Below are 13,588 nucleotides of genomic sequence, written 5' to 3' on the forward strand. Positions count from 1 at the left end.
AGGGTTGACCCTGTGATCAAGGTAGGTGTGCTCGGCGCCCGCGGCCGCGTGGGCGTCGAGGTGTGCAAGGCGGTCGAGGCGGCGTCCGATCTGGAGCTGGTGGCCGCCGTCGACAAGGACGACCCGATCGAGGGCCTCGAAGGCGCCGAGGTGGTCGTCGACTTCACCCATCCCGGCGTGGTGATGGACAACCTGGAGTGGGCGATCGCGCACGGCATCCACCCCGTGGTCGGCACCACCGGGTTCGACGCCGAGCGGCTCGACACCGTGCGGGGCTGGCTGGCGAGCTCACCGGGCACCAACTGCCTGATCGCCCCCAACTTCGGCATCGCGGCCGTGCTCATGATGCACTTCGCCCAGCGGGCCGCCCGCCACTTCGAGTCCGTCGAGATCGTCGAGCTCCACCACCCCAACAAGGCCGACGCCCCTTCGGGCACCGCCCGGCGCACCGCCGAGCTGGTGGCCCAGGCCCGCGCCGAGGCCGGAGTGGGGCCGATGCCCGACGCCACCAGCTCCGAGCTCGACGGGGCGCGCGGCGCCGACGTCGACGGCGTCCGCGTCCACGCCGTCCGGCTGTCGGGGCTCATCGCCCACCAGGAAGTGCTGCTCGGCGGCGGCGGCGAGACCCTCACCATCCGTCACGACACGATGAACCGCGCCGCCTTCACCCCCGGCGTGCTGCTCGGGGTGCGGCGGGTCGGGGAGCTTCCCGGGCTGACCGTGGGCCTGGAGCGCCTGCTCGACCTCTGAGAAACGGGCCGTGCCCACCACCTCGGGCGAGGTCGGCGGGCACGGTCGAGGAGAGGGTCCCGGCGCCGCACAGCCGAGCCTACGATCATCAACCCTAATATCCGGAGGCGCCGGCCCCGGCACACGTGAGACCGTGTCGGCATGGTGCGATGGGCTGACGCCGGCGATCTTCCCGGCCTGGTCGCGGTGGAGGTCGCCGCCGACGGGCTGTTCGAGCAGGTGGGCATCACGTTCCCGCCCGGCACGACGATGATCGAGGAAGTGCGCGACCCGTCCTCGGTGCTGGTCGAGGGCGACCCGCCGGCCGGCTTCGCGCTCCTCGCCCGGGTCGACGGCAACCTCCACCTGGAGCAGCTCGCCGTCCATCCCGACCGGATGCGGCAGGGCATCGGCGGGCGGCTGGTCGAGGCGATGCTGGATCACGCCCGCGCCTCCGGTGCGCCGGCGGTGACGCTGACGACGTTCAGGGACGTGCCGTGGAACGCGCCGTGGTACGAGCGCCACGGATTCAAGGTCTGGCCCGAGCCGTCGTGGGGGCCGGAGCTGCGCGAGCTGGTGCGGCGGGAGCGCGAGCTGGGCATCGAGGTGGCTCCGCGGGTGGTCATGGGGCTTCTCCTCAGCTGAGGGGCGCCCTCACGACTCCACCGGGTCGATCAGCGGGAGACGGGCGGCTGCCGGGGCGTGCCGGGGTTCCGGGTGACAGGCGGGTCGCCGAAGTGGGGTGGAAGCGGAGGCTGGCCGGTGACCGCCTCCACGATGTCCGCGGCCACCTGGTGCACCTTCACGTTGCGCCGCTGGGAGCTGCGGCGCAGGATGTCGAAGGCGGCGGGGGCGGTGCACTGCCGGCGGGCCATGACGATGCCGAGCGCCTGGTCGATGATCGCCCGTGTGGTGAGGGCCTCGCGGAGCTGGGTGATGACCTCGTTCAGCCGGGCCGCCCGCAGCACGGCCTGGAACAGCACCTCGGCCTGCCCTGCCGTCACGGTGACGGCCGTCCGGGTCTCGGCGGGGAAGCCGCCGGCCTGCTCCGAGTAGAGGTTGATCGTGCCCTGGACGTGGCCGTCGAAGGCCAGCGGCTGCGCGTACGCGCTTCGCACGCCGTGGGCGGCGAGCTCGCCGCCGGGCCGGTCCAGCGCGGTTCGGACACCAGGTCGTCGGACCAGACGGCCTCGCCGCTCTTGATCGCGTCCAGGCACGGGCCCGCGCCGATGCTGAACTGCAGGGTGTCCAGGGCCACCGCGCCGGGCTCGGAGAACGCCACGGTGTAGGGGCCGCCGTCCCCGAGCAGGGCGACGCTGGTCAGCGTTTCGCCGGGTATGGCACGGGTCGTGACCGTGAGGATCTCGCGTAGCGGTTGCTCGAACTCTGCGGTCATGGTGAGGGTGCTCAGCGGGTCCAACGCCTTTTCCTCGGGTCTGCGAAGCCTCCGGACCAGTCATGAGGAACCTAGCCCCCGGCAGCCCGGCAGAGTAGTCAATCCCACAAATTGCGGTATTTACTCGTGCTTGTCATGGGCTGCCCCTGATGGAGAAAGCGTAACGTCCGAAGGTCAGAGAGAGACGGCCAGACCGATCGTCAGGAGCGCCCCGTACGCCATCTGCAGCTTGCCGGTCTGCTGCAGGGCTCCGATCAGCGCGGGGCCCACCGCGCCGGCGAGGACCGTACGGACCGGTGAGATCGCCAGCGGCGCCGCGAGCACCGCGAGCGCCGCCGCGGGCGCGAGCGGGACCATCGCCAGCGCGACCGCGAACGGCACGACCAGACAGGCCGCGTAGAGCGTACGGGTGCGCGGCGCGCCCAGCACGACCGCCAGCGTCCGCTTGCCCGACTCCCCGTCGGTGCCGACGTCGCGCAGGTTGTTGACCACCAGCATCGAGCACGACAGGAGCCCGACCGGGACCGACGCCGCCAGCGCCGCCCACGACAGCTGCTCGGTCTGCACGAACGCGGTGCCGACCACCGGCACCACGCCGAAGAACACGAACACGGCCGCCTCGCCCAGCGCGCGGTAGCCGTACGGGCGACTGCCGCCGGTGTAGAACCAGGCGGCGGCGATCGCGGCGGCGCCCACCAGCAGCACCCACCACGCCCGCGTGACCACGACCAGGACCAGCCCGAGCACCGCCGCGGCGGCGAAACAGCCCAGCGCCGCCGTCAGCACCTGGCGCGGGGTGGCCGCCCGCGAGCCCACCAGCCGCATCGGCCCGACCCGCTGGTCGTCGGTGCCGCGGATGCCGTCGCTGTAGTCGTTGGCGTAGTTGACGCCGATCTGCAGCAGCAGCGCCACGAGCAGCGCCAGCACCGCGCGCCACCAGCTGAAGCCGCCCTCGCCGATCGCCACGCCGGTGCCGGCCATGACCGGCACGATCGCGTTGGGCAGCGTGCGAGGACGGGCTCCCGCGAGCCATTGAGCAGGAGATGCCATTCGGGAGAGACCTCTAGCTGATGTCGGTGGTGAGCCTGACCATGCGGATCGGGCGCCCCATGTCGAGCACCCGCTCGGCCATGTCTTCGCCCCAGCCCGCCGACTCCAGGAAACCGAGCACCGGGTAGTTGTCGGCGAACACCCAGGTGGCGATCTGCCGGTAGCCGTCCTCACGAAGATAGTCGACGGTGGCGTTGAGCAGGCGGCTGCCGTGGCCGCGCCGCACGAAGTCGGGGTCGACCAGCAGCGTCAGCATCTCGGCCACCTCGGTGGGGTCGAGGTCCGGGTCCTCGGCGGGGGAGTGGGAGGCCAGGCCCACCACCCGTTCGCCGCCGCGCGGTGTCATCGGCATGTTGGCGCCCCCCACACCCAGCGCGGGGAAGCCCTCCGTGTCGAGGATGGTCTCCACCGCCACCAGCACGCGGTGCCGGGACGTGGGCGGGGCGGCGATCGCCTCGTCCCACTGGCGCAACCACATCTTCTCGGCCGCCGGGCCTGTCATCTGCTCGAGTGGACCCTCGGGCAGGAACTCCCGGTAGCCGTAGCGCCAGGCGCGCACCTGCACATTCGCCACCTGGAGCACATCCTCGCGCCGGGCCGCCCGGACGCCTACGTCTGCCATCTCGGCCCGCTCCTTCGCCTGCTGTTCATGCCACAAGGCACGAGTTACACCGTATCGGTGTTTGACCCTGGGCGAGGACGCGAACCCTGCTTCCTCGCCCGGTATGCCCGCGTTTTAGTGCGGTTACCGCAGACCCGCATGGAACACCATGATCGGGAACGGTTCCGGGAGGAGTCGATGAACGCCCACTGACACGTCTCCTCGGCGCACACCTTCAGCCGGTCCCAGGAACCGCCGATCACCCCCGCCGCGATCACGGCCAGCCCGGCCGTCACCCCGCCGCCGATCGGCGCCAGCTCCGGCCGCCGGCCCACGGTCACCCGTAACGGCAGCAGCGGCAGCTCCACCGGCTCAGGGCCGCGCCGCAGCGCCTCCCTGAGTCCTTCCCGCAGCGCCACCGCCAGCGCGAGATCGTCGTCGCCGGCCCGGTCACCCGGACCGGCGAGCGCCCGCTCCCGCAGCCACAGGGCGAGCTCGGAGGGGGTGCCCAGGTCGTCGGCGTCGGCCTCGACGTCGTAGGTGTTCACGAAATCGCGCACCAACTCGGCCGACGCCACCATGAGAACACTCTACTCGCTTCGTGATCTTCTATGTCCTCGACGGCATCCCGCCGATTCCGCCCGGCCGTCAGGCGGGCGGCAGCGCGCCGGCGAGCCGCCGGACGCCCTCGGCCAGCTCCGCCACGTTGGCCGCCGCGATGTGCGTCACCCGGAGGTGCGGGCCGGGCGGCTCCGCCGGGAAGTACATCCGGCCCGCGCTCACCAGCACCCCGTCCCGCTTGGCCGCCTCCACCAGCGCCCGCTCGTCGGTCTGCGCGGGCAGCCGCAGCCACAGGTGCATCCCCCCGATCGGCAGCACGTACGGCTCCGCCCACGGCATCCAGGCGGCCAGCGCCGCGGCGAGCGCGTCGCGGCGGGTGGCGATCTCGGCGTGCACCGAGGCCAGGTGCCGCCGCCAGGCCGGTGACCCGACGAACTCCAGCGCCGCCTCCTGCAACGGCCGCGCGGGGAAGAACGACTCCACGAGCTGGCCGGCCCGCAGCCGGTGGGCCGCCGGGCCGCGCGCGACCATCGCCGCCAGCCGCATGCTCGGCGAGAGGATCTTGGTGAGCGAGTGGATGTGCACCACGGTCCCGTGCGTGTCCATGGAGACCAGGGACGGCGGCGCCTGCCGGGTCAGCCACCGGGCGTAGTCGTCCTCGATCACGAACGCGCCGGCCGCCCTGGCCACCTCCAGCACCTGGCGGCGGCGTTCGAGGGTGAGGGTGGCGCCGGTGGGGTTCTGCAGCGTCGGCTGGCACAGGAACACCCGCGCCCCCGTCACCGCGAACGCCTCCGCCAGCAGGTCGGGCCGCACGCCGTCACGGTCCACCGGCACCGCCGTGGCGCGCAGCCCGGCCGCCTTGGCCGCGGCCAGCGCACCCGGGTAGGTCGGGGTCTCCACCAGCACCTGGGTCCCCGGCGCGGCCAGGGCGCGGAAGGCGTGGCTGAGCGCCGCCTGCCCGCCGCTGACGATCAGAGCGTCCGCGGCCGTCACGTCACCCCCCGCCTGGGACGCGAACCACCGGCGCAGCTCGTCCACCCCGTTCAGCGGCGGCATCCCCCAGACGCCCGGCCTGCGCATCGCCCGGGTGGCCGCCGCCGCGAGCTGCTTGTCGGGCCGCAGCCCCGGGGGCAGATAGCCGCCGGTCAGCGGCACCACCCCCTCGGGGGCGCGGGCGAGCAGCGCCGTCATGGGGTCGTCGTCCACCACCCGGTCGCCGAGCGCCACCGTCTGCCACGAGAGGTCGGCGGCGTCCCGTACCGGCTCCCGCCGCGGTGCCACGAACGCCCCGCTGCCCGGTTTCGTGATCACTTTTCCCTCGGCGGCGAGCTGCCCCAGCGCCCGCGACACCGTCACGGGGCTCACCGCGTGCCGCCGCATGATCTCCCGGCTGGACGGCAGCCGATCGCCCGGCCGGAGCCGGGTGATCTCGTCCCGCAGCATCGCGGCGATCTGCGCGATACTGCTATCGTTCTCCATGAGAGGTAAGAATAGCGCTACTGTCCCCGAGGGAATAGCGATCCCGGGCCGCGCGGCCCGGGGCGGGGGCACCTGGCTCGCCTTTCTGGGCGTGCTCGCCTTCTCCGGGTCCTTCCCCGCCACCGTCTACGCCATGGAGGGCTTCGACCCCTGGCTCGTCGCGATCGGCCGTGCCGCCATCGCCGGGATCGTGGCGCTCGTGTGCCTCAAAGCCGCCCGGTTGCCCCTGCTGCCGCCGCGCCCGCACTGGCGCGCGTACGGGCTCATCTCCCTCGGCGTGGTCTTCGGCTTCCCCGTCTTCAGCGGCCTGGCCCTGGACCTCGGCGCGAGCACCGCGCACGCCGCCGTCGTCATCGGGCTGCTCCCCGCCGCGACCGCCGTCTGCGCCGTCCTGCGGGCCGGCGAACGGCCCCGGCCGGTGTTCTGGGCGGCCTGCGTGGCGGGGGCGCTCGCCATCACCGCCTTCACCCTGACCCGCGGCGAGACCACGGCCGCCTGGGCAGACCTCCTCCTGGTCGGCGCCCTGCTGTCGGCGGCCGTCGGCTACACCGAAGGCGGGCGGCTCGCCAGGCACACGCCCGGCTGGCAGGTCATCTCGTACGCGCTGGTCCTGTCACTCCCGATCACCGTTCCCGTCAGCGCCGTCCTGGCCGCCGTCACGCCGGTCGCGCCCACGCCCGCCGCCCTCGCGGGCTTCGCGTACGTGGGGCTGATCTCCATGTTCCTCGGCTTCTTCCCTTGGTACGCGGGCCTGGCCAGGGGCGGCATCGCCCGCGCCGGTCAGACGCAGCTGACCCAGCCGCTGCTGACGCTGGTGTGGGCGTGGTTCCTGATGGGCGAGAGGTACGGGGCGGCCACCGTGGCGGCGGCACTGGCGGTGCTCGTGTGCGTGGCCATCACCCAGCGCGCCCGTACTTGAAAGCCGTGACACCGCGCCGCAGGATGGGGGAGGAGGTGTCACACATGGCGGACCTCACAATCCCCGAAGGCGGCTTCTGGCCGGCGCCGGAGATCCCGCAACCCAACATCTACCCGATGGAATGGCGGGTCGAGACCGAGAAGCTCGCGGCGATATACGAGAAGTCCAAGCGCCTGGTCTGGAACCCTGCCGACCTTCCGTGGGACGACCTCGACCCGGCCGACTTCACCCGTGCGCAGCGGCTCGGCATCATGTACTGGTTCGCCGTGCTCGCCAACTTCGACGCCTCGGGCCCGGCCGTGTTCGCCCGGGCCACCATCCAGGCGTTCGAGAAGCACGAGGAGGACCCGGTCAGGAAGTGCTTCTTCTCGATCACCCGTGACGAGATGAACCACGAGGAGTGCTGCCAGCGCACCATCGCCCGCCTCTGGCCCGGCGGCCCGCTCGACTGGGAACCGGCCGACGACCTGGAGAGAGCCGCCCACAACAACATCGGCTGGCTCTACCACAACGGCGGGCGCTACTGGACCGGCTACAGCTCGGCCGTCGGCCGATACTCGCTCCCGGTGCTCTTCACCAGCTTCATGATGGGCGAGATGGCCGCCTCCACGTTGTTCCGCGGCATGGCGTCGGGCACGCGGCATCCCGTGTTCGACGAGATGTTCAAGCGCATCGGGCGCGACGAGTCGCGTCACCTCCAGATCTGCATGACGATCCTGGAGAACGAGTGGCCCGGGCTCGACGACCAGACCCGCGGCCTCATCACCCGCCAGCTGCGCGCCGGGTTCGTGTTCCTGTCGATGATCCTCTGGGAGCCGCCGGAGGGCTTCTGGGAGCTGCCGCCCTACTTCCTGGCCAACCACCGCGTGCTCATGGACCACGCCCGCGACGCCGGCCTGGGCCTGCTCACGTACGAGGAACAGGCGGAGAACTGGCGGGTGGCCATGGCGAGGATCCGCGCCATCGTCGAACGCTGGGGCATCGCCTTCCCCGCGATCCCCGAGCTCGACCTGGAAGGTGTGGCGGTGGACATCATCGACCCGCAGGACATCATCCCGGTATTCTGACCGGTCCGTTGTGGCTTGTTCATGCGGCTGGGTTCACGCGGCTGGGTTCATGTGGGGCGGGGTCATGTGGGGACGGAAGAACGGCCTGCGCGTCGTCGAACTCGGCCTGCCCGGCGAGATGCGCACCACGCTGACCGACCTGGTGCTGGCCGGCGCCAAACGCGCGACGGCCGGGCTGCTGGAGCTCGACTACGAGCGTGAGTGCGAGGAACTGGAGCACGTGGGGGAGCGGCTCGCGCTCGTCGGTGACTCCGGGGACCAGGTGGCCACCCTGGAGGTGACCGAGGTGCGGCTGATGCCGTTCGCCGAGGTGCCCTGGGAGTTCGCCCAGGCGGAGGGCGAGGGCTTCCGGGACATCGGCCACTGGCGCGAGGCGCATCGTGACTACTGGCGCGAGGAAGGCTACGAGGTGGACGACTCGACCACGGTGGTCTGCCTGTCATTCCGCGTGGTGGGCCAGCGCTCCTCGGGCGAGACGTAGGTCCCGCGGTAGGGCACCGTGAAGACCCACCCCTGCTCGCGGAGGTGAGCGGCAACCGCTCGGGCCGTCACTTTCGCCACGCCGTAATGCCTCATCAGCCACTTCTCGCTGGGGATCGAGCGGTTCGGCCGGAGCTCTCCGTTACAGATGCGTTCGGCGATGTCCGCCGCGATCTGCCGGGAGATGGGAACGGTCCTGCGCTGCCGAGGGACGTCGGGAGGGCCGACGAAGGTGCCTTCGCCCTGCACCGTGTAGGCCAGCCCGCGATCGCGCAGTTCCCTGGCCACTCGGCGTGCGGTGGTCCTGGCAATCGCGAAGCCGGTTTCCATGGCGGCCTCGCTGGGCACCGGATCGCCGTCGCGAAGCTCCCCGCTGCGGATGCGGGCCTCGATGATGTCAGCCACCTGCGCGTATAGGGGGACAGGGCCCTCACGATCGAGCACCCGTCAAGTCTAGGCGGACCGATACGACCAGTCGAATCAGTGTTCGGGCCAGGAATCCCGAGGGGACACGTAGCTGCCCCGTTGCGGGACTGTGTAGATCCATCCCTGCTCGCGCAGGAGCGCCATGGCTCTGCGTACGGTCTCGCGGGCGCACTCGTACTGCTGGAGCAGCGTGGTCTCAGCCGGGATCGGGCGCCGGGGAGCGTACCGGCCGGCTTTGATCTGGTCGACGAGATCGCCGGCGATCTGGCGGTACAGCGGTGCCTTGCGCGGCTTGCGTGGTGCTTCGTCCGGGGCGCCGACGAATGTGCCCTCGCCCTGGACCGTGTAGATGAGGCCTTCCTCGCGGAGGATGTGGATGGCCCGCCGGGCGGTGGTACGGGCGACGCCGAACTCGTGCTGGATGTCGGCCTCGCTCGGCACCGGATGGCCGGAGGTCAGACCGGAGACCCGCTGCCGGAGGATCTCCGCGATCTGCAGGTAGAGATGGGTGTCTCCATCATAGTCGAGCACGTACAGAAAGATAGGCGAAGGCGGACGAGGCCTGACATAACGCTCCACCCAGTAAGGCCAAATAAAATGTCCCTCTCCCTGAAGGAGACAACTAGACGTATAGTGCCGACATGGTGGATCCTCAATCTCGCGAGGCGCGTGTCGACTGCGTGGGCAAGCACGTCTACCAGGTGGTGGGTGGCTACGGCTCGATCGACTGGCTTCCCGCCGTGCCGCGCACCGAGCGAGTGAGGGTACGCGACTACACGTGCGACTGCCGGCCCATCGTCTACGAGTTGTGTCAGGCGGGAGGGCTGCGGTTCATCAGGCGGATCAGCAGGCTGAACGGGCGGCTGGTGGTGGAGGAGTCGCGGTGGTCCACCGCGGCGGTCATCGACACCCTCTGGGGAGAGCTGCTGCGCGGCGAAGCCCGCTGACCTCGAACTCCCGGCAGGTGTCATCCCAGCTCCTTGCACCTGCCGGGTCCAACTCAAGGGCCACGGCGAAGAACAGATCGATCTGCTCGTTGAGCGGTGAGGGGAACCCCGTCGGCGCGAGGCGTGTACGCCGAGCTCTCCTCGTTGAGCGCGCGGGCGCGCTGCTCCTTCATCGGGCGCGCTGCCTCCTACATGTGGCGGTTCTCGGCGCCGGGCTGCCACCCGGCGCCGAGAACCAGAGGAGGGGACCGGAGCCCCGCGCGACACCGGACAGAAACCGCGCGGGTTGAGCCCTGCCGGCCGGTCACCCTGGTGATCGGCCGACAGATTGGCTCGCTGCCGGGTGACATGCCCGTCCGGCACTCTCGTCCACGATACGGATTGCCTTCGACCGCAGTGAGAATGCCCGGCAGCGGTGAACATGGCCCCGCGCCCTCCGGGGGACACGGAACCACGCACGGGTGAAGGCCGATGACGTCCAAACGGCCGTCCCGCGAGAATGAGGATGCCATGCCTTTCCCTGGCCCGGCTGGGCTTCCGCGCTTTCATAGGGATCATGCGGTTTAGGGTCGCGAGCGACTGGTCTCCGTTGTGCGCGGAATTTCCCGTGGTAAATGTGTGGGGACGCAACCGAATGTCGCCTCATACGTGGACGCGCCGCCAAGCGGAGTCCGTGACGATGAGGTGATCGAGGAACCGCAGGCCCACCGTCTCGGCGGCTTCCGCGAGGCGGCGCGTCGCCACCACGTCGGCTTCGCTGGGATCCAGCGACCCGCTCGGGTGGTTGTGCGCCAACCCGAACAGCGCACCGCCGGACCTGAGCACCGCTGCGACGATCTCACGGACCGGGACCGTCGTATGGTCCGTGCCGCCCTCGGTCATCACCGTCCGGCGCAGCACCGCGCCGCGGACGTCGCACACGACCACCACCAGCCGCTCGTGCGCGTGCCCGCGCAGCAGGGGCGCGGCCACCGCCGCCAGATCCGCCGTGCAGGTGACCCTGGCCCGCTCCGGCTCCGCGTCCGCACGCCGGATCAGATGGAACGCCGCCGCAACGCGCGCCGCCTTGGCCGGCCCCACGCCCGGCACGGCGAGCAGCCGATGCGGCTCCGACCGGACCAGAGCGTCCAGGTCTCCGCAGTGCGCGATCACCCGCGCGGCCAGATCCATCGCGCTCGCCCCCCGGAACCCGGACCCGAGCAGCACCGCCAGCAACTCCCGATCGGCCAGCGCCGCCGCCCCGCTCTCCATCAGCCGCTCCCGTGGCCGTTCGCGCCTCGGCAGATCTTTGACCCGCATGCCCCACCTCCGGGAACGGTTGTATCAACGCCTACCGACAACCTTTGACCTGCGCTTACACGGCTCATCCCGATGCCCGAAAGGCCCCCATCGCACCTGCAGAAGGCGAGATGGACGGGTTGTTCTGCCGCTTGGCAGGCCGGCGTCAGGCGTCTGGCCGACGACGGCCGAGGTCACGTCGTCGGGGAGGGTTCTGGGGCCGGCTCCTCACGCGTCTCCGCGAGGACGCCGGTCACGGTTCGTCAGTCACGCCGTCCGGGACGGTCCTGGGGCCGGTTCCTTCTCACGCGTCTCTTCGAGGACGCCGGCCATGGGTCGTACGACGAAGTCACCAGGTCCCGGGGGCGAAGGGACGATGACTGAGGAGGCCCCCCGGAGCTTGTGGCGACTCCGGGTCCGGCGTCAGACGGGCATGCTGTAGACCATGCGGAACCGGTCGCCCGGCAGGATGATGTCGCTGGTCTCCACCGGACGGTCGCCGGCCCAGTGGGTGCGTTCGACGTGGAGGACGTGCACGCCGACCGGCAGGTCGAGGGCCTCGCTCTCGCTGGGACGAGGCGCGCGGGTGTGGATGCTTTCCACGACTTCGGTGATCTTCACGCCGTGCGCGTACATCCTCGCGACCAGGCTGCGCCGCTCCTCCTCCGAGTGGGGCGCGAACTCCAGTGGCTCGTACGCCGTCGCCAGTTGCAGCGGCCGGCCGTCGCCGCGGAAGACGTAGTGGGTGCGCGTCACGGTCGTCGATTCGTCGACCCGCAGCCGTCTGGCGAGGTCGGGGCCTGCTTCTGCCGGCTCGCTGTGCCAGTCCCAGGTCACCCGCCAGCCCTGCGACTGCAGGTCCGCCGCGAAAGGGGTGGGGCGATCAAGGAACCGCCACCGGTGCAGTGGGGTGAGCTCGGATCGTTCTCTCACATAGTGGCCGGAACCGATGCGGCCGATGATGAGCCCCTCGCTGGCCAGAGCGCGGAGAGCGTGGCGGGCGGCGGTCTCGCCGACCTGGTACTTGCGGGTCAGCTGGGCCCGTGACGGGATGAGCGCGCCGGGAGGAAGGGTGCCGTCATGGATCTGTCGCCGGATGTCTTCGACGACACGCAAGTAGACCGGATCTGAGGTGGCCACTAGTCCATCCCTGGAGGTTCGTGTGAGGCGTTGCCCCATGTTGCCGTATTCGGCAGGTAACCGACCGTCATCGATGACTGCTGGAGCCCCAACTTTGCGATAGCGGAAAATTATCGGAGAAACCCTGTAACGCCGGTGTAAGGGGTGCCGATTCTCCGGTAGAGGTCGTCGATGTGTGTACCCCCGAGCACATATCGGCGGCCTCTTCCTATGTGGCCCTCCGGGCCACCTCTTGTCCGGGTGAGTTTGCCAGCCGGTGGGCCGTGCGAAGCCGCCCGCCCGGGCCTGGGGTGAATGGTGCTGGCGCGAATGATCTCTCGCTGGATGTCTTGGCCGACTGCCGATTGGGTCAACCAGCACGGTCCGATCGTTGACCTCGCCTGTGGCCGCGACCGATCCCCGGCTCCCGGGTGGCTGGAGACGCCGCGCCGCGGGTAAGTAGGCGTTGACGGTGAGGCCGCAGAGGCTGGGTGTGCACGGGAATGCCGGAGGACGGGGTGACAAAAGGCGGCTCCAGGCAGGCAAAACGGGGTGGCGGCGTCCAATGGATTTCGGAATCCAGGTAGCGTTCGCACTATGGCATCGCCAACAGGAACCTCCGACGCGCCCTTCGGCCGCATGCTGACCGCCATGGTCACGCCGTTCACGTCTGATGGCGCGGTCGACTACCAGGCGGCGCGGCGGCTCGCCACCTATCTGGTGGACGAGCAGCACAACGACGGCCTGATCGTCAGCGGGACGACCGGCGAATCCCCCACCACCTCCGACGAGGAGAAGGCCCGCCTGCTCAGCACGGTCCTCGAGGCCGTCGGCGACCGGGCGACCGTGGTGGCCGGGGCCGGCACCAATGACACCCGCCACAGCGTCGAGCTCGCGCGGCAGGCCGCGCGCGAAGGCGCTCACGGCCTCCTCGTGGTGACCCCTTACTACAGCAAGCCTCCCCAGGAGGGTTTGTACCGGCACTTCACCGCCGTGGCCGACGCCACGGAACTCCCGGTCATGCTCTATGACATTCCGGGGCGCAGTGGCGTGCCGATCAAGACGACGACGCTGATCAGGCTGGCTCAGCACGACCGCATCGTCGCCGTCAAGGACGCCAAGGGCGACCTCTTCGGCGGCAGCCAGGTGATGATCGCCACCGATCTCGTCTTCTACTCCGGCGACGACCTGCTCAACCTGGCCTGGCTCTCGCTCGGCGCGGCGGGCTTCGTCAGCGTGATCGGGCACGTGGTGGGCGCCCAGCTCGCCCGCATGATCCAGCTCCATCGCAACGGCGATGTCGAGCAGGCGCGCGCGATCCACCGCCAGGTGGCGCCCGTGGTCGAAGGGATCATGATGAGTGCGGGCGGCGCGATCATGACGAAGGCCGCACTGGACATGGTCGGCATGCCGGTCGGGCCCGTGCGCCTGCCGCTCGTGCCCGCGACGGAAAAGCAAATCGCCGAGCTGCGTGCTTGCCTGGTGGCCGGCGGGGTGAAGTTGGCAGATATCTAGAAACGGGGAGGAATTGCG

Annotated in this window: 16 protein-coding genes; 7 read left to right on the forward strand and 9 right to left on the reverse strand. The window is 70.6% G+C overall.

What is annotated here, in order from left to right; genetic code table 11:
• The first annotated feature begins 12 nt into the window (after positions 1-12).
• Entirely contained in the window at positions 13-750 is a 738-nt protein-coding gene (dapB, locus tag AB0K05_RS09515; RefSeq protein ID WP_148033604.1) for a 4-hydroxy-tetrahydrodipicolinate reductase, read from the forward strand.
• 141 nt (positions 751-891) lie between these two features.
• Positions 892-1,374 carry a GNAT family N-acetyltransferase gene (locus AB0K05_RS09520; protein ID WP_271279635.1) on the forward strand — a complete coding sequence of 161 codons (483 nt, stop codon included), beginning with the start codon at positions 892-894 and terminating at the stop codon, positions 1,372-1,374.
• Between the two features lie 29 nt (positions 1,375-1,403).
• On the opposite strand, the gene AB0K05_RS09525 is transcribed toward AB0K05_RS09520, so the two are convergent.
• The 5 genes from AB0K05_RS09525 to AB0K05_RS09545 all read right to left on the reverse strand — a co-directional run bounded on the left by AB0K05_RS09525 (position 1,404) and on the right by AB0K05_RS09545 (position 5,819).
• On the reverse strand, positions 1,404-1,847 hold the full coding sequence (locus AB0K05_RS09525; RefSeq protein WP_364228177.1) for an ANTAR domain-containing protein: 444 nt from the start codon (positions 1,845-1,847) through the stop codon (positions 1,404-1,406).
• A gap of 452 nt (positions 1,848-2,299) precedes the next feature.
• The gene (locus AB0K05_RS09530; protein ID WP_271279638.1) at positions 2,300-3,175 is read right to left on the reverse strand and encodes a 1,4-dihydroxy-2-naphthoate polyprenyltransferase; all 876 of its coding nucleotides are present in this window, start codon (positions 3,173-3,175) and stop codon (positions 2,300-2,302) included.
• Between the two features lie 13 nt (positions 3,176-3,188).
• Complete coding sequence (locus AB0K05_RS09535) at positions 3,189-3,797, reverse strand: GNAT family N-acetyltransferase (RefSeq protein WP_148033600.1); 609 nt, start codon at positions 3,795-3,797, stop codon at positions 3,189-3,191.
• 44 nt (positions 3,798-3,841) lie between these two features.
• Positions 3,842-4,357 (reverse strand): CGNR zinc finger domain-containing protein, encoded by a 516-nt coding sequence (locus AB0K05_RS09540; protein WP_148033599.1) that lies wholly within the window; start codon positions 4,355-4,357, stop codon positions 3,842-3,844.
• A gap of 67 nt (positions 4,358-4,424) precedes the next feature.
• Positions 4,425-5,819: a PLP-dependent aminotransferase family protein gene (locus AB0K05_RS09545; protein ID WP_219544211.1), complete on the reverse strand. Its 1,395-nt coding sequence runs from the start codon at positions 5,817-5,819 to the stop codon at positions 4,425-4,427.
• On the opposite strand from AB0K05_RS09545, the gene AB0K05_RS09550 reads away from it, so the two are divergent.
• The 3 genes from AB0K05_RS09550 (at position 5,818) to AB0K05_RS09560 (ending at position 8,286) form a co-directional block, all read left to right on the forward strand.
• The gene (locus AB0K05_RS09550; protein ID WP_271278347.1) at positions 5,818-6,738 is read left to right on the forward strand and encodes a DMT family transporter; all 921 of its coding nucleotides are present in this window, start codon (positions 5,818-5,820) and stop codon (positions 6,736-6,738) included. The genes AB0K05_RS09545 and AB0K05_RS09550 overlap by 2 nt on opposite strands.
• Before the next feature lie 44 nt (positions 6,739-6,782).
• Positions 6,783-7,805 carry a hypothetical protein gene (locus tag AB0K05_RS09555; protein ID WP_271278346.1) on the forward strand — a complete coding sequence of 341 codons (1,023 nt, stop codon included), beginning with the start codon at positions 6,783-6,785 and terminating at the stop codon, positions 7,803-7,805.
• Between the two features lie 64 nt (positions 7,806-7,869).
• Positions 7,870-8,286, forward strand: coding sequence for an ASCH domain-containing protein (locus tag AB0K05_RS09560; RefSeq protein ID WP_271278345.1), 417 nt, complete (start codon positions 7,870-7,872; stop codon positions 8,284-8,286).
• On the opposite strand, the gene AB0K05_RS09565 is transcribed toward AB0K05_RS09560, so the two are convergent.
• Both AB0K05_RS09565 and AB0K05_RS09570 read right to left on the reverse strand, forming a co-directional pair.
• Positions 8,208-8,729 (reverse strand): GntR family transcriptional regulator, encoded by a 522-nt coding sequence (locus AB0K05_RS09565; protein ID WP_148033594.1) that lies wholly within the window; start codon positions 8,727-8,729, stop codon positions 8,208-8,210. The two genes, AB0K05_RS09560 and AB0K05_RS09565, sit on opposite strands and share 79 nt — an antisense overlap.
• A 36-nt stretch (positions 8,730-8,765) precedes the next feature.
• Positions 8,766-9,242 carry a GntR family transcriptional regulator gene (locus tag AB0K05_RS09570; RefSeq protein ID WP_148033593.1) on the reverse strand — a complete coding sequence of 159 codons (477 nt, stop codon included), beginning with the start codon at positions 9,240-9,242 and terminating at the stop codon, positions 8,766-8,768.
• A 110-nt stretch (positions 9,243-9,352) separates the two neighbouring features.
• Here AB0K05_RS09570 and AB0K05_RS09575 point away from each other — a divergent pair, with 110 nt between their 5' ends.
• Positions 9,353-9,658 (forward strand): hypothetical protein, encoded by a 306-nt coding sequence (locus AB0K05_RS09575; RefSeq protein ID WP_271278344.1) that lies wholly within the window; start codon positions 9,353-9,355, stop codon positions 9,656-9,658.
• A gap of 642 nt (positions 9,659-10,300) precedes the next feature.
• Here AB0K05_RS09575 and radC read toward each other — a convergent pair.
• Positions 10,301-10,957, reverse strand: coding sequence for a DNA repair protein RadC (gene radC, locus AB0K05_RS09580; protein ID WP_148033591.1), 657 nt, complete (start codon positions 10,955-10,957; stop codon positions 10,301-10,303).
• Positions 10,958-11,359: 402 nt separating this feature from the next.
• Complete coding sequence (locus tag AB0K05_RS09585) at positions 11,360-12,076, reverse strand: GntR family transcriptional regulator (protein ID WP_364228183.1); 717 nt, start codon at positions 12,074-12,076, stop codon at positions 11,360-11,362.
• A 576-nt stretch (positions 12,077-12,652) separates the two neighbouring features.
• Between AB0K05_RS09585 and dapA the strand changes: the two genes are divergently transcribed.
• Complete coding sequence (gene dapA, locus AB0K05_RS09590) at positions 12,653-13,570, forward strand: 4-hydroxy-tetrahydrodipicolinate synthase (protein WP_148033589.1); 918 nt, start codon at positions 12,653-12,655, stop codon at positions 13,568-13,570.
• Positions 13,571-13,588 lie beyond the last annotated feature (18 nt).

The organism is Nonomuraea sp. NPDC049486, from assembly GCF_040676925.1.
Classification (GTDB): domain Bacteria; phylum Actinomycetota; class Actinomycetes; order Streptosporangiales; family Streptosporangiaceae; genus Nonomuraea; species Nonomuraea ferruginea.